This is a genomic window from Mesorhizobium montanum, from assembly GCF_033977145.1.
GTDB lineage: Bacteria > Pseudomonadota > Alphaproteobacteria > Rhizobiales > Rhizobiaceae > Mesorhizobium > Mesorhizobium montanum.
In genome coordinates this window covers 1-25,701 of the sequence record NZ_JAVIJF010000013.1, presented here as the reverse complement: position 1 = coordinate 25,701, position 25,701 = coordinate 1, and the positions used below count along the sequence as shown (strand labels likewise).

Annotated in this window: 23 protein-coding genes; 20 read left to right on the top strand and 3 right to left on the bottom strand. The window is 63.3% G+C overall.

Going from position 1 to position 25,701, the window contains the following annotated elements; translation table 11 throughout:
• Position 1: 1 nt before the first annotated feature.
• On the bottom strand, positions 2-376 hold the full coding sequence (uraH, locus tag RFM68_RS18330; RefSeq protein ID WP_320234413.1) for a hydroxyisourate hydrolase: 375 nt from the start codon (positions 374-376) through the stop codon (positions 2-4).
• A gap of 177 nt (positions 377-553) precedes the next feature.
• Here uraH and puuE point away from each other — a divergent pair, with 177 nt between their 5' ends.
• From puuE to RFM68_RS18255, 15 genes are all read left to right on the top strand, one after another.
• Positions 554-1,978, top strand: coding sequence for an allantoinase PuuE (gene puuE, locus RFM68_RS18325; RefSeq protein ID WP_320234412.1), 1,425 nt, complete (start codon positions 554-556; stop codon positions 1,976-1,978).
• Between the two features lie 45 nt (positions 1,979-2,023).
• On the top strand, positions 2,024-2,884 hold the full coding sequence (locus tag RFM68_RS18320; RefSeq protein ID WP_320234411.1) for a bifunctional allantoicase/(S)-ureidoglycine aminohydrolase: 861 nt from the start codon (positions 2,024-2,026) through the stop codon (positions 2,882-2,884).
• Positions 2,881-3,372, top strand: a complete 492-nt coding sequence (locus RFM68_RS18315) for an ureidoglycolate lyase (RefSeq protein ID WP_320234410.1) — start codon at positions 2,881-2,883, stop codon at positions 3,370-3,372. The genes RFM68_RS18320 and RFM68_RS18315 overlap by 4 nt, the downstream gene beginning before the upstream one ends.
• A gap of 16 nt (positions 3,373-3,388) precedes the next feature.
• A complete protein-coding gene (locus tag RFM68_RS18310) occupies positions 3,389-3,982 on the top strand; it encodes a nucleoside deaminase (RefSeq protein ID WP_320234409.1) in 594 nt (197 codons plus the stop codon).
• Positions 3,983-4,027: 45 nt separating this feature from the next.
• Complete coding sequence (locus RFM68_RS18305) at positions 4,028-4,333, top strand: type II toxin-antitoxin system MqsR family toxin (RefSeq protein WP_320234408.1); 306 nt, start codon at positions 4,028-4,030, stop codon at positions 4,331-4,333.
• Position 4,334: 1 nt separating this feature from the next.
• Positions 4,335-4,748, top strand: a complete 414-nt coding sequence (locus RFM68_RS18300) for a type II toxin-antitoxin system MqsA family antitoxin (RefSeq protein WP_320234407.1) — start codon at positions 4,335-4,337, stop codon at positions 4,746-4,748.
• A gap of 93 nt (positions 4,749-4,841) precedes the next feature.
• Positions 4,842-6,827 (top strand): CocE/NonD family hydrolase, encoded by a 1,986-nt coding sequence (locus tag RFM68_RS18295; RefSeq protein ID WP_320234406.1) that lies wholly within the window; start codon positions 4,842-4,844, stop codon positions 6,825-6,827.
• Between the two features lie 150 nt (positions 6,828-6,977).
• A complete protein-coding gene (locus tag RFM68_RS18290; protein WP_320234405.1) occupies positions 6,978-8,564 on the top strand; it encodes an ABC transporter substrate-binding protein in 1,587 nt (528 codons plus the stop codon).
• 16 nt (positions 8,565-8,580) lie between these two features.
• Positions 8,581-9,540, top strand: coding sequence for an ABC transporter permease (locus tag RFM68_RS18285; RefSeq protein WP_320234404.1), 960 nt, complete (start codon positions 8,581-8,583; stop codon positions 9,538-9,540).
• Positions 9,541-9,552: 12 nt separating this feature from the next.
• Complete coding sequence (locus RFM68_RS18280; protein ID WP_320234403.1) at positions 9,553-10,380, top strand: ABC transporter permease; 828 nt, start codon at positions 9,553-9,555, stop codon at positions 10,378-10,380.
• Positions 10,380-12,050: an ABC transporter ATP-binding protein gene (locus tag RFM68_RS18275; RefSeq protein WP_320234402.1), complete on the top strand. Its 1,671-nt coding sequence runs from the start codon at positions 10,380-10,382 to the stop codon at positions 12,048-12,050. The genes RFM68_RS18280 and RFM68_RS18275 overlap by 1 nt, the downstream gene beginning before the upstream one ends.
• 77 nt (positions 12,051-12,127) lie before the next feature.
• On the top strand, positions 12,128-12,967 hold the full coding sequence (locus RFM68_RS18270; protein WP_320234401.1) for an alkaline phosphatase family protein: 840 nt from the start codon (positions 12,128-12,130) through the stop codon (positions 12,965-12,967).
• 391 nt (positions 12,968-13,358) lie between these two features.
• Positions 13,359-13,925, top strand: coding sequence for a sigma-70 family RNA polymerase sigma factor (locus RFM68_RS18265; RefSeq protein WP_320234400.1), 567 nt, complete (start codon positions 13,359-13,361; stop codon positions 13,923-13,925).
• Positions 13,922-14,587, top strand: coding sequence for an anti-sigma factor (locus RFM68_RS18260; RefSeq protein WP_320234399.1), 666 nt, complete (start codon positions 13,922-13,924; stop codon positions 14,585-14,587). The genes RFM68_RS18265 and RFM68_RS18260 overlap by 4 nt, the downstream gene beginning before the upstream one ends.
• Positions 14,580-16,025, top strand: a complete 1,446-nt coding sequence (locus RFM68_RS18255; protein ID WP_320234398.1) for a S8 family serine peptidase — start codon at positions 14,580-14,582, stop codon at positions 16,023-16,025. The genes RFM68_RS18260 and RFM68_RS18255 overlap by 8 nt, the downstream gene beginning before the upstream one ends.
• A 50-nt stretch (positions 16,026-16,075) precedes the next feature.
• Here RFM68_RS18255 and RFM68_RS18250 read toward each other — a convergent pair whose 3' ends face one another.
• Positions 16,076-17,422, bottom strand: coding sequence for an NAD(P)/FAD-dependent oxidoreductase (locus tag RFM68_RS18250; protein ID WP_320234397.1), 1,347 nt, complete (start codon positions 17,420-17,422; stop codon positions 16,076-16,078).
• Between the two features lie 142 nt (positions 17,423-17,564).
• Positions 17,565-18,587, bottom strand: coding sequence for a LacI family DNA-binding transcriptional regulator (locus RFM68_RS18245; protein WP_320234396.1), 1,023 nt, complete (start codon positions 18,585-18,587; stop codon positions 17,565-17,567).
• Between the two features lie 357 nt (positions 18,588-18,944).
• Between RFM68_RS18245 and RFM68_RS18240 the strand changes: the two genes are divergently transcribed.
• The 5 genes from RFM68_RS18240 (at position 18,945) to RFM68_RS18220 (ending at position 25,493) form a co-directional block, all read left to right on the top strand.
• On the top strand, positions 18,945-20,300 hold the full coding sequence (locus RFM68_RS18240; RefSeq protein WP_320234395.1) for an ABC transporter substrate-binding protein: 1,356 nt from the start codon (positions 18,945-18,947) through the stop codon (positions 20,298-20,300).
• Between the two features lie 207 nt (positions 20,301-20,507).
• Complete coding sequence (locus RFM68_RS18235; RefSeq protein WP_320234394.1) at positions 20,508-21,521, top strand: carbohydrate ABC transporter permease; 1,014 nt, start codon at positions 20,508-20,510, stop codon at positions 21,519-21,521.
• 1 nt (position 21,522) lies between these two features.
• Positions 21,523-22,677, top strand: a complete 1,155-nt coding sequence (locus tag RFM68_RS18230) for a carbohydrate ABC transporter permease (protein ID WP_320234393.1) — start codon at positions 21,523-21,525, stop codon at positions 22,675-22,677.
• Between the two features lie 4 nt (positions 22,678-22,681).
• Positions 22,682-24,346 (top strand): beta-galactosidase BglA, encoded by a 1,665-nt coding sequence (gene bglA, locus RFM68_RS18225; protein WP_320234392.1) that lies wholly within the window; start codon positions 22,682-22,684, stop codon positions 24,344-24,346.
• A gap of 34 nt (positions 24,347-24,380) precedes the next feature.
• The gene (locus tag RFM68_RS18220; RefSeq protein ID WP_320234391.1) at positions 24,381-25,493 is read left to right on the top strand and encodes an ABC transporter ATP-binding protein; all 1,113 of its coding nucleotides are present in this window, start codon (positions 24,381-24,383) and stop codon (positions 25,491-25,493) included.
• The last annotated feature ends 208 nt before the right edge of the window (positions 25,494-25,701 follow it).

Here is a 25,701-nt window from a genome sequence, read left to right as displayed (position 1 = left end):
CTCAGCTCCCCCGATAGGTCGAGTAGCCATACGGCGAAATCAAGAGCGGAACATGATAGTGCCGCTGCTCCGCCATGCCGAAGCGGATCGGCACGATGTCGAGGAAGGCGGGTTGCGGCAGATTGATGCCCTGGCCGCGCAGATAATCACCGGCAGCGAAGACCAGCTCATATTCGCCGGTGCAGAAGTCGGCGCCGGCCAGCAGCGGCGCGTCGCAGCGGCCGTCATCATTGGTGGTCACGGTCTTCAGATGCGTGCGGCTCTGCCGCTCGATGCGGAAAAGCTCGATCGACAGGCCCTTTGCCGGCCGGCCGCTCGCGGTGTCCAGCACATGGGTCGTCAGGCGCCCGCCATCGGCTTTCGACGTTTCTGCCACTGGCCGCCTCCCATCTCGGTACAGTTCAACGTTTTCAAGTCAATTGTGCGCCAATTAAAGGCGATGCATAAGCCCGGGTCGAGCGGAGTGCGGCAAAAAGCACTTTCAAAAATTTTCGGGGGAATGCGGCAGCACTCCTTTCGATATCTTCAACGCAACAATCGGGCAGGAGCGGCGATGCGTTACGATAGGGACATGCGCGGTTACGGGGCCAATCCACCGGACCCAAAATGGCCCGGCGGGGCGCATGTCGCGGTGCAGTTCGTCGTCAACTATGAAGAAGGCGGCGAGAATTGCGTGCTGCACGGCGACAAGGCTTCGGAGGCCTTCCTTTCCGAGATCGTCGGGGCGGCTCCCTGGGTCGGCCAGCGCCACTGGAACATGGAATCGATCTACGAATACGGCGCCCGCGCCGGCTTCTGGCGGCTCTACCGGCTGTTCACGGAGGCTGACGTGCCGGTGACCTGCTACGGCGTCGCCACCGCGCTTGCGCGCTCACCCGACCAGGTCGCGGCGATGCAGGAGGCCGGCTGGGAGATCGCCTCGCACGGGCTGAAGTGGATCGACTATCGCGACCATGCGGCCGAGGACGAGCGGCGCGATCTCGAAGAGACGATCCGGCTGCACTACGAGGTGACCGGTGCCCGGCCGACCGGCTGGTACACGGGCCGCACCTCGGTCAACACGGTGCGGCTCGTCGCCGAGGAAGGCGGCTTCGACTACGTCTCCGACACCTATGACGACGAACTGCCCTACTGGTTCGACCGCGATGGGCTGGATAAGCCGCAGCTCATTATTCCCTACACGCTCGATGCAAACGACATGCGTTTTGCGACGCCGCAGGGCTTCAATTCCGGCGACCAGTTCTTCGCCTATCTGAAGGACAGCTTCGACACGCTCTATGCCGAGGGCAAGGCGGGTAGGCCGCGCATGATGAATATCGGCCTGCACTGCCGGCTGGTCGGCCGTCCCGGACGTGTCGCGGCATTGAAGCGCTTCGTCGACTATGTAAAATCGCACGACAGGGTGTGGCTGACGCGGCGCATCGACATCGCCAGGCATTGGCGCGAAACACACCCTTACGAGGCGCCGGCGCTACGCCCGTCGCGGATGGAGTTCGAGGAGTTCGCGCATGCCTTCGGCGGCGTGTTCGAGCATTCGCCGTGGATCGCCGAGCGTGCGTACGAATTGGAACTCGGCCCGGCGCATGACAGCGCCGGCGGCTTGCACAACGCGCTCTGCCGCGTCTTCCGCGCGGCGAGCGAAGCCGAGCGGCTTTCGGTGCTCAACGCCCATCCCGACCTTGCCGGCAAGCTGGCCAAGGCCAAGCGCCTGACGCCGGAATCGGCCAAAGAACAGGCTTCCGCCGGGCTCGACGCGCTGACCGACAAGGAGCGCGAGCTGTTCTCCAAACTCAACGCCGCCTACGTCACCACCTTCGGCTTCCCCTTCATCATCGCCGTCAAGGGCAAGACCAAGGACGAAATCCTGGCGGAGTTCGAGGCGCGGATCGGCAACAGCCGCGGCATCGAGTTCGAAACCGCCTGCCATCAGGTCGAACGCATCGCGCTGCTTCGACTGAAAGACATGCTGCCGCTCTGATGTTGTTTTCGTTTTTCCTGGAATTGCTCTGAGGATCAGGACCCGATGGATATGATCAAGACTGCCGAGCGAACCTATTACGCGCCGCAGGGCGGCCATCCCGGCCAGAACGAGCTTTTGACCGGGCGGGCCGTCTTCACCGAGGCCTATGCGGTTATCCCAAGGGGGGTGATGCAGGACATCGTCACCAGCCCGCTGCCGTTCTGGGACAAGACGAGGGCGTGGATCATCGCAAGGCCGCTCTCGGGTTTCGCCGAAACGTTTTCGCAATATATCGTCGAGGTTCTGCCTGGCGGCGGCAGCGACCGGCCGGAACTGGATGCGGGCGCCGAGGGTGTGCTCTTCGTCGTCGAGGGCGAGCTCGCCGTATCGCTTGCCGGCAAAAAACATGTACTTGCCCCCGGTGGCTTCGCCTTCCTGCCGCCGGCCAGCGGCTGGACGGTGCGCAACGACAGCGGCGCTGCCGTCCGCTTCCACTGGATCCGCAAGGCCTACGAGGCCCTCGATGGTATCGACGCGCCGGAGGCCTTCTTCTCGAGCGACCGGCAGGTGGCGCCGAGCCCGATGCCCGGCACAGAGGGCCGCTGGGCCACGACCCGCTTCGTCGATCCGGCCGACATGCGCCACGACATGCACGTCACCATCGTCACGCTGAAACCCGGCGCGGTCATTCCCTTCGCCGAGACCCATGTCATGGAGCACGGGCTCTATGTGCTCGAAGGCAAGGCCGTCTACCGGCTCAACCAGGACTGGGTCGAGGTCGAGGCGGGCGATTTCATGTGGCTGCGCGCCTTTTGCCCGCAGGCCTGCTATGCCGGCGGCCCCGGCAACTTCCGCTACCTGCTCTACAAGGACGTCAACCGTCACGCCAAGCTTGGCGGCGCCTTTGGGGGTCTGGCGCGGTGACGCGCATCGTCGCCCAGCCGCTGAGCCGCGAAAACTTCGCGCCTTTCGGCGACGTCATCGACATGGGAGGCGACAACCGCTACCCGATCAATGGCGGCAAGGCGATGCGCTATCACGACCTCGCCACCGCCGAGGCGATGGGGCCGAATGCGCGGGTGCTGATTTCCATGGTGCGCGGAACGCCCTACGAAATGCCGCTGAAGCTCACCATGGTCGAGCGTCATCCGCTCGGCAGCCAGGCATTCATCCCGCTGTCGCCGCGCCCGTTCCTGGTCGTTGTCTGCCATGACGCCGAGGACGGACCGGACGAGCCGCACGCCTTCATTGCCGCGCCCGGACAAGGCATCAACTACCGCCGCAACCTCTGGCATGGCGTGCTGACGCCGATCGGCGAGGAACAGGATTTCCTCATCATCGACCGCGGCGGCGACGGCTCCAATCTCGAAGAATTTCATTTCTCGCACCCCTACGAGATCCACCTTCCGTGAAAGCTTGCGATTTCCCATGACCGACGTTTCGCTGATCGACCGCCTGCTCGACGTGATCGAGCACGACATCGTGCCAAAGACCGCCGAAGGCGTCGCCCATGGCAACAAGCTGTTCGGCGCCGCGATTCTGCGGAAGAACGACCGCTCGCTGGTGCTGGCCGAAACCAACAACGAGGTGGAGAACCCGCTCTGGCACGGCGAGGTGCACTGCCTGAAGCGTTTTTACGAAATGCCGAAGGCCGAACGCGTCGACACCAGGGACGCGCTGTTCGTCGCCACGCACGAACCCTGCTCGCTCTGCCTGTCGGCCATCACCTGGACCGGCTTCGACAATTTCTACTATCTCTTCAGCCACGAGGATTCGCGCGACAGCTTCGCCATCCCGCATGACCTGAAGATTTTGAAAGAGGTCTTCACCCTCGACCCCGGCGGCTACAACGCCGAGAACGCCTATTGGAAAAGCTTTTCCATACGCAGGCTGGTGCGTGCTTTGCCCGAGGCGGAACGCAAGCGGCTGGAGAGGCGCATCGGCAAGATCTCGGCCCGCTATGATGAGCTGTCAGGCGCCTATCAGGCCAGCAAGGCCGAGAACGACATTCCGCTGAATTGACTTTCTCACTCTTGAATTGCCACCTTTATGGTGGCATATAGAGCTATGGAGAAGCGCAGGCCCACCTACGATCTTGAAGCGATCAAGACGACATTTGGGTCCGTTGACGCATTGGCCATCACAACGTCCGCCTTGCGGGACGCAATCGGCCTCGGCTTCGACCGCGCCGGTATAGTCGAGGTGATCGGCGGCATGACGCGAAAAATGTTCGTTAAGTCGATGACGACTTTTGCGGATCATCGAGTTTGGCAGGATGTCTATCATGTGCCGGCGCGCGGGTTTCTCCTCTACGTGAAGTTCCAGACGGATGTGGTGACCGAATTCACCGTCATGGCGTTCAAGGAGAAATGACATGGCTACAAGAGAAAACAGTCAAACCATGATCTCTCCCGAAACTGGAGAAATCCTGACACGCAGTGTGCGTCCATTCACCGTGGCCTATAAGGGCGAAAGCATGGTGGTGGACCTGCCTGGTTATTATCCGGCTTCGGAAGGGAATGGCGTGCATGTCGGGGATGACATGGTCGCCGTCGACGCCGCCCTGCGCGTTCTCAGGGAAAAGATCGACGGCGTCCCCGCTCCAGCAACCATCCGGCGTATTCGCGCCAAACTCAACCTGTCGCAGCGCGAGGCGGGATCGCTGTTCAAAGTCGGCGAGAACGCATTCGATAAATATGAAAGAGGCCTTATCGAGCCAAGCGGCCCAACCATTCAACTTATGACGCTGCTGGAAAGACATCCTGAATTGCTGGACGAATTGCGCTAGCGGTCGATGCGGTCGTGACAGGTCGTATTTTTCACTGCGCCAGGTCGCGAATAGCGATTGAAAGTCATCTCCCGGCAGGGCGTTATGCCCGCAATGAAAACCGTCACCGAATTTCCCCGCAAGGTCGTCGAATTTCCCGATATGGGCATCGTCATGCCGGATGGTTGCCGGTTGTCGGCGCGGGTGTGGATGCCGGAGGATGCCGGCGACGATCCGGTGCCGGCGATCCTCGAGCACCTGCCCTACCGCAAGCGCGACGGCACCATTTTTCGCGATCAGCTGACGCATCCCTATTTCGCCGGGCACGGCTACGCATCGATCCGCGTCGACATGCGCGGCAATGGCGATTCCGAAGGGCTGATGGATGACGAATATTCCGAGCGGGAATTGCAGGACGCCTGCGACGTGATCGCCTGGGCGGCGGCGCAGCCCTGGTGCAACGGCAGTGTCGGCATGATGGGCATTTCCTGGGGCGGCTTCAGCTGCCTGCAGGTCGCGGCAAAACAGCCGCCGGCGCTGAAGGCGGTGATCAGCCTCTGCTCGACCGTCGACCGCTATGCCGACGATATTCATTACAAGGGCGGCTGTCTGCTCTTGGAAAATTTCGGCTGGGCCTCGACGATGCTGTCCTATTCGTCGCGGCCGCCGGATCCGGCGATCGCCGGCGGCAACCGCTGGCGCGATTTGTGGCTCACCCGGCTGGAGAACCAGCCTTTCCTTTTGCCGCTGTGGCTCAGCCACCAGCATCGCGACGCTTATTGGAAGCGCGGCTCGATCTGCGAGGATTTTTCCGCCGTCAAAGCGGCCGTGCTGTCGATCGGCGGCTGGCACGACGGCTACCGCAACACGATCTCGCACCTCGTCACTAACATCCAGGCGCCGGTCAAAGGCATCGTCGGTCCCTGGATCCACAAATATCCGCACTATGCGGCACCCAAGCCGGCCATCGGGTTCCTGCAGGAAGCGCTGCGCTGGTGGGACCGCTGGCTGAAGGGCGCGGAGACCGGCGTCGAGGCCGATCCGGACTATCGCGCCTATGTGATGGACAGCGTGCGGCCGGCGCGCTGGCATCCGGAGCGGCCGGGCCGCTGGGTAGCCGAGCAGGAATGGCCATCGCCGAACATCTCGATTGAGGCGATCGAACTTGTCCCTGACGGTGCCAAGCCCTCGATCGTCGCTTCGCCGCAGACCTGCGGACTTGCCGGCGGCGAGTATTTTCCGTTCACCTTCGGCCCGGAGCTGCCGGGCGACCAACGCCCCGACGACGCGCTCTCCGTATGCTTCGACCAGCCGGAACTCACCGAGGCGATCGACATCGTCGGCGCGCCGGAGGTCGAAGTGCAGATAGCCGCCGATCGACCCCAGGCCAACATCGCGGTGCGTCTCTGCGACGTGCATCCCGACGGCGCCGCGGAGCTGATCTCCTATGGCGTGCTCAACCTGACCCACCGCAACTCGCATGAATTCCCGAAAGCGCTGGTGCCTGGCGAGATTGTTTCGGCGCGCGTCGTACTAGACCAGTGCGCCTATCGCGTGCCGGCCGGCCACAAATTGCGCATCGCCGTTTCGACCGCTTACTGGCCGATGATCTGGCCGTCGCCGGAACCGGTGACGCTCGACCTGTCGAAGGCGACGCTCAAGCTGCCGCTTCGCCCGTTAGCCAAGGCCAACGAGGTTTCCTTCACCGAACCGGAAGGCGCGCCGCCCTGGGCGACCGAAACGACCAGGGCGGCGAATTCGGAGCGACATGTCGACCGCGACGAGAAGACCGGCACCGTCACGCTTTCCATAACCGACGATTTCGGCGAGCTGCGCGACCTCGAACACGGACTCGTCCACGGCAGCATCGTCAGGGAGACATGGGCAATCCACCCGGACGATCCGCTGTCGGCCAAGGGCAGCACGCATTGGACGCAGACCTTTTCGCGAAATGAGTGGTTGGTGCGGACCGAAACCTTCGCCGAAATGCGCTGCGACGCGCAAAATTTCATCCTCAGCGGCAGAATTGAGGCCTATGAGGGCGAGAATCTCGTTTTTGAACGCGATTTCGAGCAGAAAGTCCTCCGCGCCCTCGTCTGAGGGCTTGCAGGATTGGTCCAATTGCGACGTGCGATTTACGCCAGGGCATGTCGCATTCGGTCTTGCTTACCGCTTTCCGTTACGGTCATTATTCCCTCACAAGAAACAAGAAACGACCATTCAGGTCGAACCCAGAGTGAGGAACCTACAATGTCAAATGAACTGGACTATCTCAGCCGGCGCGTCGCACTCGGCAAGCTCAGCCGTCGCGATTTTCTCGGCCGCGCAGCCGCGCTCGGCGTCTCGGCCACTTTCGCCAACTCGCTGCTTTCGAGCGCATCCCGCGCCGCCGGCCCCGTCAAGGGCGGCACGCTGAAGGCCGGCCTGGTCGGCGGTGAATCCACCAACAGCCTCGATCCGGCGCTGATGATGACGCAGGTGCCGTTCGCCTTCGGCAAATGCTGGGGCGAAATGATCGTCGAGCTCTCCCCCGAGGGCAAGCTCGAGAACCGCATCGCCGAGGAGATCGGCTCGTCGGACGACGCCAAGGTCTGGACGCTGAAGATCCGCGACGGCGTCGAATTCCATAACGGCAAGACGGTCACCGCCGAAGACGTCGCCGCGACGCTCGAGCGCCATTCGGACGAGAAGTCCAAGTCCGGCGCGCTGGGCTACATGAAAGGCATCGACACCATCAAGGCCAATGGCAAGGAAGTCGTGCTGACGCTCAAGGAGGCCAATGCCGACCTTCCCTACCTGCTCAGCGACTACCACCTGATCGTTCAGCCGAACGGCGGCAAGGACAAGCCCGACGCGGGCATTAGCGCCGGCCCCTACAAGGTCAAGGTCAACGAGCCCGGCGTGCGCCATGTCGGCGAGCGCTTCGCCAATTACTGGCAGGGCGACAAGATGGGCCATGCCGACCAGATCGAGGTCGTCGTCATCAACGACGCGACGGCGCGCACGGCGGCCCTGCAGGGCGGTCAGGTCAACATGATCAACCGCGTCGAGCCGAAGATCGTCGACCTGATCAAGCGCGTGCCGGGCGTCACCATCCGCAACCATTCCGGTCCCGGCCATTACGTGTTCATCATGCATTGCGACACGGCGCCGTTCGACAACAACGACCTCAGGATGGCGCTGAAGCTGGCGATCAACCGCGAGGAGATGCTGAACAAGGTGCTGCGCGGCTACGGCTCGCTCGGCAACGACTTCCCGATCAATGCGTCCTACCCGCTATTCACCGAGATCGAGCAGCGCAAATACGATCCGGACAAGGCCAAGTTCCACTACAAGAAGTCGGGCCATGACGGTACCGTGCTGCTGAGGACCTCGGACGTCGCCTTCCCGGGCGCCGTGGACGCGGCCCAGCTCTACCAGCAGAGCGCGGCCAAGGCCGGCATCAAGCTCGAGATCAAGCGCGAGCCCGGCGACGGCTACTGGAACGAAGTGTGGAACAAGCAGCCCTTCTGCGCTTCCTACTGGGGCGGACGCTCGACTCAGGACCAGATGTACTCGACCGCCTATCTGTCCACTGCCGACTGGAACGACACGCGTTTCAAGCGCCCGGACTTCGACAAGATGGTGCTGGCCGCTCGCGCCGAGCTCGACGAGGCCAAGCGCAAGGCGATGTACCACGACATGGCCGTCATGGTGCGCGACGAAGGCGGCTTGATCCTGCCGATGTTCAACCAATTCATCGACGCGACAGGTCCCAAGGTGGCAGGCTGGGTGGAGGATCCGCACCAGGAGCTTTGCAACGGCTACGCCCTCGCGAAGTGCTGGCTGGAAGCCTGAGCACGGCCTTGCGGAGATGTCCTCACCCGTCTTGAAACTGGTGGCCCAGCGCATTGCGCTGGGCATCCTCCTTCTGTTGGCCGTTTCGGTCCTGATCTTCGCCGGCACGCAGATCCTGCCCGGCGACGTCGCGCAAGCCATTCTCGGGCAGTCGGCGACGCCGGAGTCGCTCGCCAACCTGCGCGAGCAACTCGGGCTCAACCAGCCTGCCTATATACGCTACTTCCACTGGCTGGGCGGCGTGCTCACCGGCGATCTCGGCACCGCCATGTCGAGCGGGCAGGATATCGCGACGTCGATCAAGGAACGGCTGTGGAACACGCTGTTCCTGGCCTTCTGGGCGGCGATCGTGGCGATCCCGCTCGCGATCATCCTAGGTTTGATCGCAGTGCGCTACCGTAATGGCTGGGTCGACAAGCTGATTTCCGGCTTGGCGCTCGCCTCGACGTCGTTCCCCGAATTCTTTATCGGCTATGTGCTCGTCTATTTCTTTGCCGTGCAATATCAATGGTTTCCTGCCATCTCCACGGTCTATGACGGCATGCCGTTCGGCGAGCGCATGCAGGCGATCGCGCTGCCGGCGGCCGCGCTGACGCTGGTGGTGCTCGCCCACATGATGCGCATGACGCGGGCGGCCATCCTCAACGTGATGCAGTCGGCCTATGTCGAGACAGCGGAACTGAAGGGCCTGTCGGCCTTCAGCGTGATCCGCAAGCATGCATTTCCGAATGCCATTGCGCCAGTCATCAACGTCGTGATGCTCAATCTGGCTTACCTGATCGTGGGTGTCGTCGTCGTCGAAGTGATCTTCGTCTATCCCGGCATGGGCCAATATCTCGTCGACCACGTCACCAAGCGCGACGTGCCGGTGGTGCAAGCGGTCGGACTGATCTTCGCCGCCGTCTACATCAGCTTGAACATCATCGCGGACATAGCGGCGATCGTCGCCAATCCGCGTCTCAGACATCCGAAGTAGGGGGCGACCGATATGCTCGATATCAGACGCATTCCCATCGCGGCGCTGATCGGCCTGGTGCTCACCGCTCTGTTCGTGCTGGCGGCGGTCTTCGCGCCATGGATCGCGCCGCACGGCAATGCCGAGATCGTCAGCGACACTCCCTGGGAACCTATGTCGGCGCTGCATTGGCTGGGCACCGACAATCTTGGGCGCGATCTGTTGTCGCGCATGATCTACGGTGCCCGCATCACCTTGTTCATCGCCGTGCTCGCCACCGCGCTGTCCTTCTCGCTCGGCGCCATTCTCGGCTTTTCGGCGGCGGTTTTCGGCGGCTGGTTCGACACGGGGCTGTCGCGCCTTGTCGATCTGCTAATGTCGATCCCGACGCTGATCATGGCTCTCGTCGTGCTTTCGGTGCTACCGTCCAACCTGGTGACATTGATCCTGGTAATGGGCGTCCTCGATTCAACCCGCGTCTACCGCCTGTCGCGCGCGGTCGCCGTCGACATCAACGTGATGGACTATGTCGAAGCAGCAAAGCTGCGCGGCGAAGGCAGCGGCTGGATCATCTTCCGTGAGATCCTGCCCAACGCGCTGTCGCCACTGATCTCTGAACTCGGCCTGCGCTTCATCTACGCAGTGCTGTTCCTTTCGACGCTGTCCTTCCTCGGCCTTGGCGTGCAGCCGCCGGATGCCGACTGGGGCGGCATGGTGAAGGAGAACAAGGACGGCATCGTGTTCGGTATAGGCGCCGCGCTCATACCGGCGGCCGCGATTGCAGCGCTGGCGATCTCGGTCAACCTTGTCGCCGACTGGATCCTCAACCGCACGACAAGCCTTAAGGGAGGACGCGGCTGATGGCTGAAAGCAAAGCGAAACCCGGGCAACCGAAATCCGGCCTGCTGCTCGACATCCGCAACCTGCGCATCGAAGCGACGGTCTATCCGCCCGGCGAGGCGCCGAAGACGATCACCCTTGTCCATGACGTCTCGCTGACGCTGGAGAAGGGCAAAGTGCTCGGCCTGATCGGCGAGTCCGGCGCTGGCAAGTCGACCATCGGCCTGTCGTCCATGGGATATGGCCGCGGCGGCGTGCGCATCACCGGCGGCGAGGTCATCCTCAACGGCCGCGATATCATGAAGGGTGGCAAGGACGGTTTTCGCAAATTGCGCGGCCGCGAGGTCTGCTATGTCGCGCAATCGGCGGCGGCGGCCTTCAATCCGGCGCACCGGCTGATGGACCAGGTGGTGGAGGCGACCCTGCTGCACGGCACGGCGACCCGGGCCGAAGCCGAGAAACGCGCCGTCGCGCTGTTCAGGAAGCTCAGCCTGCCCAATCCCGAGACCATCGGCGAGCGCTTCCCGCACCAGGTGTCCGGCGGCCAGCTGCAGCGCGTGATGACGGCGATGGCACTGTGCTCTGAGCCTGACCTGATCGTCTTCGACGAGCCGACAACCGCGCTCGACGTGACGACGCAGATCGACGTGCTGGCGGCAATCAAGGACGCTATCCGCGACACGCATGTGGCGGCTTTATACATCACCCATGATCTCGCGGTCGTCGCGCAGGTGTCCGACGAGATCATGGTGCTGCGCCACGGCCGGCTGGTCGAATGGGGGGGCACGCGGCAGATCATCAAGGAGCCGCGCCAGGAATACACCAACGCGCTGGTCTCGGTGCATGAGATCGAGCACCACGAGCAGCAGCCCGGCACGGCGCCGATGCTGTCGGTGAAGAATGTTACGGCGGCCTATGGCGGCGGTCACGTCAAGGTGCTGAAGAACGTCTCGGTCGACATCTACCCCGGTCAGACCCTGGCCGTGGTCGGCGAGTCCGGTTCCGGCAAGTCGACGCTGGCACGCGCCATCACCGGCCTGTTGCCGCCGGAGCAGGGCAGCGTCGTCTTCAACGGCCGCATGCTTGGCAACAGGCTTTCCGACAGGCCGAAGGAAGACCTGCGCCAGCTGCAGATGATCTACCAGATGGCCGACGTGGCGATGAATCCGCGCCAGACGGTCGGCACCATCATCGGCCGGCCGCTGGAATTCTATTTCGGCATGAGGGGCCGCGAGCGCGACAAGCGCGTTGCCGAGCTGCTCGACGAGATCGAGATGGGCAAGGGCTTCATCGACCGCTACCCGGCCGAGCTCTCCGGCGGCCAGAAGCAGCGCGTCTGCATCGCCCGCTCGCTTGCCGCCAAGCCGAAGCTGATCATCTGCGACGAGGTGACGTCGGCGCTCGATCCGCTGGTCGCCAACGGCATTCTCAAGCTTTTGCTCAATCTGCAGCAGGTCGAGAAGGTCGCCTACCTGTTCATCACCCACGATCTGGCGACGGTGAAGTCGATCGCCGATTCCATCGCGGTGATGTATCGCGGCGAGGTGGTGCGCTACGGCTCCAAAAGCAAGGTGCTGACGCCGCCCTTCGACGCCTATACCGACCTTCTGTTGTCCTCCGTTCCCGAAATGGAGATCGGCTGGCTGGAGAAGGCCATTGCCGGCCGGCGTATGGAAAGCGCGGGCAACTAGGCGCGCACATCGTCTCTCAGTGGGTTTGGGCCTAGCTGTCTGGCCCGGACGTCGTCCCCTCCGGCAACGGGCCGCCCATGGCGCTCAAATCCAAACTGCTGCTCATCATCCTCGACGGCGTCCCTTACCGGAACTGGCGCCGGCTGATGGGCAATCTCGAAGGCTGGGCGCAGTCGGGTGAAGCCCAGGTGTGGAAGATGCGTTCCGTGCTGCCGTCGACCTCGGCCTGCTGCTATGCCTCGATCCACACCGGTGTCACGCCGCAGGTGCACGGTATCCTTTCCAATGAGAACCGCTTCCGCGTCACCCAGCCGGATATCTTTTCGGAAGTGAGCAAGGCCGGCGGCAAGACGGGTGCGGTGACCCATTCCTACTGGTCGGAATTCTTCCGCTCCTGTCCGTTCGACCTCGTCGAGGACATGGAGTTCGACGAGCCTTGCGGGCCGATCACGCATGGCCGCTTCCACACCATGACCGGCTACAATCTCAAGAACCAGATGACGCCGAGCGACGTCGACCTGTTCGCGACGCTGACCATGCTGGCGAAGCGCCACGGCATCGACTACGGCATCCTGCACACCTGCACGCTGGATTCGATGGGCCATCGCTTCGGCCATGACTGCCACGAGATGGACCACGCCTGCTACGCCATGGATGGCATGCTTGCCGCCTTCCTGCCGCAATGGCGCGAAGCCGGCTACCAAGTGATCGTGACGGCCGACCATGGCCAGACGAACCGCGGCCATCATGGCGGGCATGACGACGAGATGCAGGATTTCGCGCTCTATTATTTCGGCCCGGCGAAAGGCCCCGAGGCCGACACGCTGCTCGACCAATTGCAGCTCGCGCCGACGGTGCTGAGCCGGCTCGGCGTGGCGATACCCGAGACGATGAAGGCGAGGGTGTTTTTGGACTGAGCTCTCCTTCTTCCTTGTAAGGGCGGAGGTTGGCAGCTTCGATGTCGGCTCCTCTGCAAACGTTGCGGACTGGCAGGGGCCACGCAACATCGTCATCCACGGGCGGAGCGGAAGCGAAGCGGACGCGCAGACCCGAGGATCCATGCCGTGACCTTGCGCGAGGGTGCAACAGAGCAAAATTCTGCATCCGAATCAACACCTTGATCTCACGGAATGGATCCTAGGTCGCGATAGGTGCCTTTGTGCTTCTCCCCCACAGGGGAAAGGAAAAAGCGCACCTCTGGCAACCTTCCCGCTCTTCGGTTAGCCTCCGAAAAATCCTTGGCGGAGGGTGAACCTTTTTGGACCGATCAGCGACAGAGCTTCGAGGAGCCAGGCGGCTCGACCGGCCATGAATGCGGCGACCGAAACCGATCGCGCGCTTGTAGACCGGGTCGCGAAGGGCGACCGGGCCGCCGTTCGGCTCCTGTTCATGCGTCACCACGCGCGGATCTACCGCTTCGTGGCGCGCCAGACGGGATCGGAAATGATGGCCGACGATATCGCAAACGAGGTTTTCCTGGAGCTGTGGAAACAGGCGCCCAGTTTCGAGGGTCGCTCGGAAGTCTCGACGTGGCTGCTGGGCATCGCCCGCTTCAAGGCGCTGTCCTCGCTGCGCAGGAAGAAGGAAGACTGGATCGACGACGACGACGCGGCGCAAGTTCCCGACGGCGCCGACACGCCGGAAGTCGTCACCATGAAGGAGGACAAGGCCGCCGCCTTGCGCCGCTTCGTCGATGCCTTGGTGGAGGAACACCGCACGGTGATCGATCTTGCCTATTACCATGGCCAGTCGGTGACCGAGATCGGCGAGGTGCTCGGCATTCCGGTCGCGACCGTCAAAACCAGGATGTTCTACGCCCGCAAGAAACTCGGCGAAGCCTTGAAGGCCGCCGGTTACGACAGGGGGTGGCCATGAGCGCCGCTGAGAAAATGTCGCGCCGCGACGAGATGGAGACGCTGCTGCCGTTCTACCTGAACGGCTCGCTGGAAGGCGCCGAGCTGGAGGCCGTCGAGGAATGGCTGGCCACCGATCCGGCGGCGATGACGGCACTTGGCGAGGCGGAGGCCGAGTTTTCCGGCAACGCCGCCGCCAACGAGGCGATCCGGCCGCCCGCCGATGCGCTCTCCCGCTTCGCCAGGGCGCTCGACGCCGAGGCCGGCCCCGTGCGCGTGCCTGCCGGCCAGTCGTGGCTCGCCAAGGTCTTCGGCCGGGTCACGGCGATGCCTGCCGGCGTCGCCTGGGTGGCTGCCGCGGCGCTGCTGGCGCTGGTGCTGGTGCAGTCGTTCGAACAGCCGGGCGGGAAGGGCAACGACTTCGAGATAGCCGGCGCGCAGGACGATCTGGCGAAGCTGCCTTTCGCGCTGGTCAAGTTCAAGCCGGATGCCAAGATGGCCGATATCGCCGCCTTCCTCGGCCAGAACGGGCTGAAGATCGCCAGCGGCCCGACCGCCGACGGCGTCTTCCATCTGACGATCCCGGCGAGCACGACGGCCGACTACGACAGGCTTGTCGGCCTTATTGCCGCCCAGCCTTTCGCGGACACCGTGATGCAGGGAAGGAAACCGGCCGATGGCTAAGGCGGTCATTCTTCACGCGGCAGTCCTGGCGGCGGCATTTTTCGCCGCGCCTGCGTTTGCGCAGACCAATGACCCGAACTTGACGCAAAAGCAGGTCGACTGCCTGGACCGCACGACGGCGGCAGGCGCCGGCTGCGACAAGAATGGCGGCACCAAGAGCGGTGGGACACCGGGCACCGGCACGGGCGGCGCGGTGTTCCTGCCGGCGCTGATCGTCGACCTGTTCCCGAACCCGCCGGCCGGCGCAACACCGCAAACGCCGGCGCCTTCTGACGGAACATCCTCAGCGAACGGTCCCGCCAACACGCCGCCGCCCGCCCCTGCGCCGAACGGGCCGGTGACGGTGCCTCAAGGCCTCAATCTGGCCGAGCCGCCGCGCGCGATCACCGGCGAGTTCGTGCCCGACGAAGTGCTGGTGACGGTCGACGGCGATGCCGGCGTCGTGCAGCAGATCGCCAATTCCTTCGGCCTGCAGGTGCGCTCGCAGCGCCAGTCGCGGCTGCTCGGCGCCACGCTGGTGCGCTTCGGCATCACCGACGGGCGGCCCGTCGGCGTGGTGCTGGCGCAGCTTGCCGCCGACGGCCGCACGCGGCGGCGCGAACCCAACCACATCTACACGCTGCAGCAGGCGGCCGGCATCGTGAATTATGCCTTCGACCGCATCACGCTCGATGCGAAACAGGCGAGCGGGGAGAATGTGCGTGTCGCCGTCATCGACACCGGCATAGACGACACCAACCCGGCGCTCGCCGGCGTCATCGCCGGGCAATACGACGCCATGCCCAACGTGCCTATCGAGAAGCGCGACCACGGCACCTCGGTCGACGGGTTGATCGCCGGCGTCGGGCCGCTGGAAGGCATGGCGCCGGGCGCCAGGATCTATCACGCGCGCGCCTTCGAAGGCGGCAAGTCGACCATGGACGTCATCCTGTCGGCGCTCGACTGGGCGGCGAGCCAAGATGTGCGCATCATCAATATGAGCTTCGTCGGCCCGAAGAACGACCTGCTCGGCACCGCCTGCCGCAATGCGCGGGCGCTCGGCATGGTGCTGGTGGCGGCCGCCGGCAACAACGGCCCGAAGGCGCCCTACGGCTATCCGGCCGCGTTCGACGGCGTCATCGCGGTCACCGCCACCGATGCCAAGGACGGGCTGATGCCGCAGGCCAACCGCGGCGCCTACGTCTTCATCTCGGCGCCGGGCGTGGAGATGGTGGCGCCGAGCGGCGCCGGCTCGGATGTGGTAACCGGAACCTCGTTCGCGGCAGCGATCGTTTCCGGCGCCATCGCCAACCTGATCCACGCGACGCCGGATCGCACGGCCGACGAGATCGAGAAGGCGCTTGCCGCAACGGCCAAGGATCTCGGGCCGAAAGGACGGGACAATGACTTCGGCTATGGGTTGCTGGATATCAAGGCGGCTGGGGCAGCGAAGGAATAAGTCCAGGCAATCGGCTATCAAAATGCCGCTAGTAGCAACCAGTTGCCCATTTAAAGGGCCGGACCTAACCGGACAGGGCTTCCATCGTAGAAGCGCTGCAGCCGAAAGCGGCTGAGATCGTGCCCGGTTTCATTTCCCTGGATCATATCGGAGACGACGCGACCAATGCCGGGTCCGATGCCGAATCCGTGGCCGCTCATGCCCGTCGCGACGAAAAGACCGCCGATCGCCTGGACCTGATCCACGACGGGGACCACATCGGGCATGGCGTCGATCATGCCGCCCCAGCCGACCTTCAAGCGAACGTTGTCGAACTGCGGAAAAAGCTGTTTGAAATTGCGCTCAGTCGAACGAAGCCGGGCAGGTTCAGGGGCTGGGTTGAGCACCCGCATTCTCTCGAAAGGACTCGCGGAATCCGGCGCCCAATCGCGCGGCGTCGACCAGCCATCCGGGTAGCCTGACGGAGCGAACGGGAAATAGCGCGTTCCGAACGGATTGTCCCTAAGAGCGGGAATATACTTGGCGGCGTGCCGGAATGCGTCAGGCCCAAGGTAAAGCAAGTGGCTGCCGCCCGCGGCGAGCGTGTATCCGCCATCCTGCCTGCGCCTGAAGGCGATGTGATCGTCGGCGGCCGCGCCTGGATAGATCTCGGGCAAGGGCTCCGTTGCAGCTGTGGTTACCCGGACGCTGAGCTGGGGGATGGACACGCCGTGTCTCGCCAGGAACAGGGAAGACCAGATTCCGCCCGCGACCAGCACGCTAGAGGCCTCGATATATCCCGCCTCGGTCCACACGCCTTTGACCCTGCCGGCCGAGATCTCGAGAGCGCGCGCCGCGCAATTTTCCACGATCCGGGCGCCTTTTCGCACGGCAAGCCTAGCCAGCGCCGGCACCGCCAACCACGGCTCCGCACGCATATCGGAGGGCGTCGTCATCGCGCCCTTGAACCTGCGCGACATGCCGTTCATGAGTTTTGCGGTCTCGTCGGCGTCCAGGAGGCGCGTGTCGAGTTCATGGATCGCGGCAACCTTCATGAACTCTTCGAACTCGCCCATGGACTTGTCGGAGTTCGCTAGGTAGGTCACGCCTGTCTGGTTCAACCCGATGTCTTCGCCGCACTCATCGGCCAGCTGCCGCCACAGGCGAGAAGCCTCGATGACGATCGGCAGTTCATCCGCGTCTCGTCCCTGCTTTCTGATCCACCCCCAGTTTCGGGAGGACTGTTCGGCCGCGACGCGGCCTTTTTCCAGCAGCGTCACCGGAATGTTTCGGTCCGCAAGGAAAAGGGCCGTTGTTACGCCGATAACACCGCCACCGACGATCACCACCTGCGAGGTCTTCGGCGGCGGCCCAGGGTGTTGGATTGGATCCGCTTCGGTGAACGGGAATGTCGGCAAATGGCGCACCTGGAAGGACTGGTTGACGGTTCTGGCTTAACGGTTGTCACCGCCCGACATCAGGAGCAGCCGAAGGCGGACCGTTGTCCCACGACAGTAAAGGGTGCCTGGGAGCCAATCAGCGAAACTTTTGGATCGTGACCTATACCGGCGCTCCAGCAACCGATCCCCTGATCACCAGATCCACCGGCCAGACCTCGCCCCGCGCCCCCTCTTCCAGCCCGGAAATCCGCGCCGCCAGGCGTTCGGCGACGCGCGCGCCGGCAAGGCGGATCGAGGAGCGCGTTGTCGATAGCGGCACCGGAAAATTCTCCGGGCGCAGCCAGGGGAAGACGTCGTCATGGGCGACCAGCGACAAGTCGCCCGGGATGGTCAGGCCGAGATCGCGCACGGCGCGCACGACGCCGAGCGCCATGATCAGGCTTGAGCAGAGGATGGCTGTCGGCGCCTCGTCCCCCTCGATCAGCCGACGGGCGGCACGATAGCCGTTTTCCTCGGTCATGGTGACGGAGCAGACCTGGCGCTCGCCAAGCGTCAGCCCGCTCGCGGCAAGCGCCCGGCGCATGCCGCGCTCGCGATGGATGGCGAAGGTTTCGCGGTCATTGCCGTTGATCAGCGCCAAGCGCTTGTGGCCGAGCTGGGTCAGCAGCCGCGCCGCTTCGTGAAAGGCGCCCTCATTGTCGATGTCGAGATACGGATAGTCGAAATCCAAACCTTCGCTGCGGCCATGGACGATGAAAGGGATGCCCAGCGTGTTGACCAGCGCCAGGCGCCGGTCGGCCGGCCGTGGCGCGGAGAGGTAGACGGCGTCGACCTGCCGGTTGGCGACGATACGGCGGTAGGTCGTCTCCTCATCGTCCGCGTCGGCCGGCGAGAGCACGAGGTCGAGCTCGTGCGAGCGGGCATAGTCGCCGAGACCGGAGAGGAATTCGACGAAATGCGGATCGATGTCGACGGCGGCGCCCGTCGGCAGCACATAGCCGATCATGCCCGACTTGCCGGTGGCGAGCCGACGCGCGCTTGGGTTCGGCCGGTAGCCGTGGCGCTTGGCGGCGTCCATCACCCGCCGCCTGGTTTCCTCGCTGACCTCGGGATAGCCGTTCAGGGCGCGGCTGACCGTAGTCTGTGAGAGCGACAGCATATGCGACAGTTGCTTAAGGTTCATCGGAGGTCTCCAGCCTCAAAGCGCTTTCAATTTGAATCGGTCCGATGATGGCTGCCCCATCGCTAGACAAGACGACCTTAGAGGTGCATCAGTCCGGTTTGAAGCGGAAATCGCTGTTGCAGTGCAAAAAATGTGCTTCATTGCGCCTTTCTTCGATGTTTCGGCATTTTCTAAATCGATTGGTTAGAAGAACCTCTTGACTTCATGGCAATTCAATGGCGAGATCAAATCAGCCAAAGCGCTTTGGAGCACTCGTCGAAAGGTTGCAGTTGCCTTCTCGCTGAGTCACAGTTCCGTGGGCGTCGGCGGACGAGATGGAGGTTTCGTCCGAACTGTTTCACCACTGGGAGGATTGCGATGAAGAAAATGCTTCTCTTGGGTGCTGCGTTCGCCGCGCTCACTCTTGGCCTGCCGGCGCATGCCGAGCTGAAGTTCAAGCCGGGTGAGGACCCGCGCTTCCACTGGGCGAATTACGACGATCTCAAGAAAGTCGACCTCAAGGGCGAAACGCTGACCATCTTCGGTCCGTGGCGCGGTGAGGACGAGACGCTCGTCCGTTCGGTGCTCGACTATTTCTCCGAGGCGACCGGGGCTGAGGTCAAATACTCCTCGTCCGAGAACTATGAGCAGCAGATCGTCATCGACACACAGGCCGGCAGCCCGCCCAACATCGCCGTCCTGCCGCAGCCGGGACTGATCCAGGATCTCGCTTCCAAGGGGGTGCTGACGCCGCTGGGCGATGACGTCGCCGCCTGGATCAAGGAAAATTATGCCGCGGGCGACTCCTGGGCCAAGCTCGGCACCTATAACGGCAAGGACGGCAAGCCGGGCTTCTATGCCTTTCCCTACAAGATCGACGTGAAGGGCCTGGTCTGGTACTCGCCAGATAATTTCGAAGAGGCCGGTTACAAGATTCCGAAGACGCAGGAGGAACTCGCCGACCTCGAGAAGAAGATCATTGCCGACGGCGGCAAGCCATGGTGCATCGGACTGGGTTCGGGCGGCGCCACCGGCTGGCCGGCGACCGACTGGGTCGAGGACATCATGCTGCGCACGCAGCCGCCGGAAGTCTACGACAAATGGGTGAAGAACGAGATCCCCTTCACCGATCCGGCCGTGGTCAACGCCCTCGACATCTTCGGCAAGATCGCGACCGACGACAAGATGGTCGACGGTGGCGCCAAGGCCGTCGCGGCGACCGACTTCCGCGACAGCCCGAAGGGCCTCTTCAGCGTGCCGCCGAAATGCTACATGCACCATCAGGCGTCGTTCATCCCCTCCTTCTTCCCGGAAAACGTGAAGCTCGGTCAGGATGCGGACTTCTTCCCCTACCCGCCCTACGCCTCCAAGCCGGAACTGGGCACGCCGCTGGAAGTGGCCGGAACGCTGGTGATGATCACCAAGGACTCCAAGGCCTCGCGCGAGTTCATCAAGTTCCTGCAGATGCCGCTCGCGCATGAATTGTGGATGGCGCAGAAGAGCTTTGTCACGCCCTTCAAGGGCGCCAACAAGGAAGCCTATGGCAGCGACGCGCTGAAGAAGCAGGGCGAGATCCTGGTCGGGGCCACCACGGTGCGCTTCGACGGCTCGGACCTGATGCCCGGCAAGGTCGGCGCGGGCTCTTTCTGGACCGGCATGATCGACCTGGTCGGCGGCAAGTCCGCCCAGGACGTCGCCGCCGACATCCAGAAGAGCTGGGATGCCATCAAGTAGGCAGCCGGCAAACAGCTGGCAAAACAGGCCGCCGCGCGTGGCGACCTGAAATCTTCCTGATCCTCCTACTGGATCCGGGCTACGGCCCGGGTCCGACCGGCAACGCATGCCGGAAGCCTTCGCGTCTCGATTGTTCCGAATAACTCACAGGTCGGTGCATCCGACCGCCAGCCTTGCCTGGCCGGTCATGCGCAGGGAGAGGGACCCATGGCGGCTCAGATTTTCTCGGCCATATTCGTCATCATCATCGGCGTCGGCGGCTGTGTCGCCTATTTCTGGGGCGCCAACAAATTGCTCGACCTTATCTTCCCGTCGCGCGGCGTCTCCGGCAGCGCCGCCGTCGACAATCTGCGCCGGCAAGGGCTGGTGCGGCCGTGGCTGTTCGTCGGCCCGGCAATGATCATCCTGACCATCTACTTGATCTATCCGGTGATCGAGACGCTGCGGCTTTCCTTTCTCGACCGAGGCGGCGAACATTTCGTCGGCTTTGCCAATTACCAATGGGCATTCGGCGACCATGATTTCCGCAACTCGATCTTCAACAACATCCTGTGGCTGGCCGTGGTGCCGGCGGCCTGCACCTTCCTCGGCCTGATCATCGCCGTGCTCACCGACAAGATCTGGTGGGGCACGATCGCCAAGAGCCTGATCTTCCTGCCGCTGGCGATCTCCTTCGTCGGCGCCAGCGTGATCTGGAAATTCATCTACGAATATCGCGGCGAGGGCCAGGTGCAGATCGGCCTGCTCAACGCCGTCATCCAGTATTTCGGCGGCCAGCCGCAGGTGTGGATATCGTTGCCGCTCTGGAACAATTTCTTCCTGATGATCATCCTGATCTGGATCCAAACCGGCTTTGCCATGGTCATCCTGTCGTCGGCGCTGCGTGGCATTCCGGAAGAGACGCTGGAAGCGGCCGTGATCGACGGCGCCAACCCGTTCCAGATCTTCTGGAAGATCATGGTGCCGCAGATCTGGGGCACGATAGCGGTCGTCTGGACCACCATCACCATCCTGGTGCTGAAAGTGTTCGACATCGTGCTGACCATGACCAACGGCCAATGGAACAGCCAGGTGCTGGCCAATCTGATGTTCGACTGGATGTTTCGCGGCGGCGGCGATTTCGGCCGCGGCGCCACGATCGCCATCATCATCATGATCGCGGTCATTCCGATCATGGTCTGGAACATCCGCCAGGCCAACAAAGAGACGGGAGGACACTGAGATGGCTGCGACCCGCGGAAAGCCCTTCGTCAGCCGCTTCGGCGTCCATATCGCCGTGCTGGTCTTCGTCGTCATCTGGACCATCCCGACACTCGGCATCCTGGTCTCGTCGCTGCGCGACAAGGACCAGATCATCGCCTCGGGCTGGTGGAATTCCTTCTCAAGCTCCAGCCAGACCGAGGCCGGTCGGTTGCCGCCTGCCTCCGCGCAAACCCAGAGGGGCGGCAAATACGTCATCGAGGGAAACGTCTTCGGCGACGGCGCCAAGCGCGCAATCAGCGCCTTCGGCACCAAGGCGGCGACGCCGACGCAGTACAAGGCCGGGACGGCCGCCGATCTCGGCGACGGGGTGTCGCTGCAGGTGAATGGCGACGGCAGTTTCGTGCTGTCTTCGCCGAAAGCCTTCGAAGGCGACCGTGGCCAGCGCGTCTATTATGCCTCCTCGGCGCCGCCGAAATTCACCACGGACAACTACGATGCCGTGCTATTTTCCGAAGGCATCGGCCGTTCGTTCATGAACTCGCTGACGGTCACCATTCCCTCGACCGTCATCCCGATCCTGATCGCGGCCTTCGCAGCCTATGCGCTGGCCTGGATGCGCTTTCCCGGCCGGGCGCTGCTGATCGCCGTCATCATCGGCCTGCTGGTGGTGCCGCTGCAGATGTCGCTGATCCCCCTGCTCAAGCTCTACAACGGCGTCGGCACCTTCTTCGGCGTGCCGTCGAAAACCTATCTCGGCATCTGGCTGGCGCATACCGGCTTCGGCCTGCCCTTCGCCATCTATCTGCTCAGAAGCTATATTGCCGGCCTGCCGCGCGAGATCATGGAATCGGCGCGCATCGACGGCGCCAGCGACTTCGAGATCTTCGTCAAGATCGTGCTGCCGCTGTCGTTCCCGGTGCTGGCCTCCTTCGCCATCTTCCAATTCCTGTGGGTATGGAACGATCTCCTGGTGGCGATGGTTTTCCTCGGCACGGCGCCCGACCAGATCGTGCTGACGGCCAAGCTCAACGCGCTGCTCGGCTCGAGAGGCGGCAACTGGGAGATCCTCACGACATCGGCCTTTATCACCATTATCGTGCCGCTGACCGTGTTCTTCTCGCTGCAGCGCTATTTCGTCCGCGGGCTGCTTGCCGGCTCGGTGAAAGGAGGTTGAGAAAATGCAATCGGCTTTGAGGGCGACTTCGAGACCCGACCCCGCCGTCGACCGCGACTGGTGGCGGGGCGCGGTGATCTACCAGATCTATCCGCGCTCCTATCAGGACTCCAACGGCGACGGCATCGGCGACCTGAAAGGCATTGTGCGGCGCCTGCCCTACATCGCCTCGCTCGGCGTCGACGCGATCTGGATCTCGCCCTTCTTCAAATCGCCGATGAAGGATTTCGGCTACGACGTGTCCGATTATTGCGACGTCGACCCGATGTTCGGCACGCTGGCCGATTTCGACGCGCTGGTGGCGGAAGCCCATCGGCTCGGGCTCAAGGTGATGATCGACGAGGTGCTGTCGCACACCGCCGACATCCACCCCTGGTTCAAGGAAAGCCGCTCCAGCCGTGGCAATGCGAAAGCCGACTGGTATGTATGGGCGGACGCCAAGCCCGACGGCACGCCGCCCAACAACTGGCTGTCGATCTTCGGCGGCTCCGCCTGGCAGTGGGACACCAGCCGCCAGCAATATTACATGCATAATTTCCTGGCCGAGCAGCCGGACCTCAACTTCCACAACAAAGAGGTCCAGGACGCGTTGCTCGACATCACCCGCTTCTGGCTGGAGCGCGGCGTCGACGGCTTCCGCCTCGACACCATCAATTTCTACTTCCACAGCCAGGGGCTGGAGGACAATCCGCCGTTGCCGCCGGAAGAGCGCAACGACCAGACGGCGCCGGCGGTCAACCCCTACAACTACCAGGACCATATCTACGACAAGAGCCGGCCGGAAAACCTCGGCTTCCTCGAGCGGTTCCGCGCGCTGCTCGACGAATATCCGGCGCAGGCCGCGGTCGGCGAGGTCGGCGATTCGCAGCGCGGCCTTCAAGTGGTGGCCGCCTACACCGCAGACGGCAAGCGCGTGCACATGTGCTACTCCTTCGACTTCCTGGCGCCGGAGAAGATCAGCGCGGCGAAGGTGCGCGCGGTGCTGGAGGCCTTCGGCACCGTCGCCAGCGACGGCTGGTCGTGCTGGGCCTTCTCCAATCATGACGTGATGCGCGTGGCCTCGCGCTGGGCCGCCAACGAGCCCGATCCGACCGCCTATCTCAAGGTGATCTCGGCGTTGTTGATGTCGCTGCGCGGTTCGGTGTGCATCTATCAAGGCGAAGAGCTCGGCCTTGGCGAGGCGGAGCTCAAGTTCGAGGATCTGCAAGACCCCTACGGGATCCGGTTCTGGCCGGAATTCAAGGGCCGCGACGGCTGCCGCACGCCGATGGTGTGGGACGCGGCCGCCAGGAATGGCGGTTTCTCGACCGCCAAGCCCTGGCTGCCGGTGCCGGGCAAGCACCTGTCGCACGCCGTCAATGTGCAACAGGGCGATGCAAGCTCGCTGCTCGAACATTACCGCCGTTTCCTCGCCTTCCGGCGCCAGCATCCGGCGCTGGCCAAGGGCGACATCGACTTCATCGAAAGCGGTGGCGACACCGTCGCCTTCACGCGCCGCGAGGGCAATGAGCGGATCGTCTGCGCCTTCAACCTCGGCAGCAAGCCCGCCGTGGTCGATCTCGGCCAAGGCACGCTGCAGCCCTTGCCCGGGCATGGCTTTTCGGGACAGACTGGCACCGGGCCGGTCCGCCTCGGCGGTTACGGCGCCTGGTTCGGGCGCATTGACTGAACTTGCAAACAGGAATTAACGGGAGGAGAGAACCATGGCCGATGTCACGCTCAACCAGGTGAAAAAATCATACGGCAACCTCAACATTCTCCACGGCATCGACCTCGACATCAAATCGGGCGAGTTCATCGTCTTTGTCGGGCCGTCGGGTTGCGGCAAGTCGACTTTGCTGCGGTCGATCGCCGGTCTCGAGGAGATCACGTCCGGCGTGCTCAAGATCGACGGCGAGGTGGTGAACGACGTGCCGCCTTCGAAGCGCGGCATCGCCATGGTGTTCCAGTCCTATGCGCTCTATCCGCATATGACCGTCTACGACAACATGGCCTTCTCGATGAAGATCGGCAAGGAAAGCAAGGCCGAGATCGACAAGCGTGTCCGTCAGGCGGCAGAGATCCTGCAGTTGACCAAATATCTCGACCGGCTGCCCAAGGCGATGTCGGGCGGGCAGCGCCAGCGCGTCGCGATCGGCCGCGCCATCGTGCGCAATCCGAAAGTGTTCCTGTTCGACGAGCCGCTGTCGAACCTCGACGCGGCACTGCGCGTCGCCACCCGCATCGAGATCGCCAAGCTGAAGGAATCGATGCCGAACACGACGATGATCTATGTCACACACGACCAGGTCGAGGCGATGACGCTGGCGGACCGCATCGTGGTGCTGAAAGAAGGCGTTGTCGAGCAGGTCGGCACGCCGATGGAACTCTACAAACGTCCAGGCAACCTGTTCGTGGCCCAGTTCATCGGCTCGCCGGCAATGAACATCCTGCCGGCCAGGATCGAGAAGGCCGGCAACCCGACGGTTGTCAGCCATGTCGGCGGCCGCAAGGCGACGGTGCCGATCGCAACGCCTGCCTCGGCGAATGGCGGCGCGATCAGCTTCGGCGTGCGGCCGGAGGATCTCGCGATCGCCACCGGCACGGACTATCTGTTCGAAGGCAAGGTCGACTACATCGAGCAGCTCGGCGAGGTTCAGCTCGTCTATGTCGATATCGGCCGCACCGACCTGCCGCTGGTGGCCAAGCTGCCGGGCAATGTCGAGGTCAAGCGCGGCGAGACCCTTCGGCTCAACGCCGGCGGCGGCGATCTGCACATATTCGACGCGGACGGCCACTCTTTCACGCTGCATCGCGAGGAAGCGAAGGCGGCCTGATGGCGAGTGCTCCCGGCCAGAGGCCGAAGAGCTGTTCCGGCAAAGAAAAAGGCGGCGGGCCGAGCCCCCCGCCTTTTTTACCAGGGCTGCGAATCCAGGTTAACGGGGAAGTTGGCCGAGGATTGAGGCGAGGTAGTCGGGGCTCCATCCGGCCTTTTTGCGCCTCAGTTTGATGGACTGCCTGTCGTTGATTGCCCGGACGAGGTTG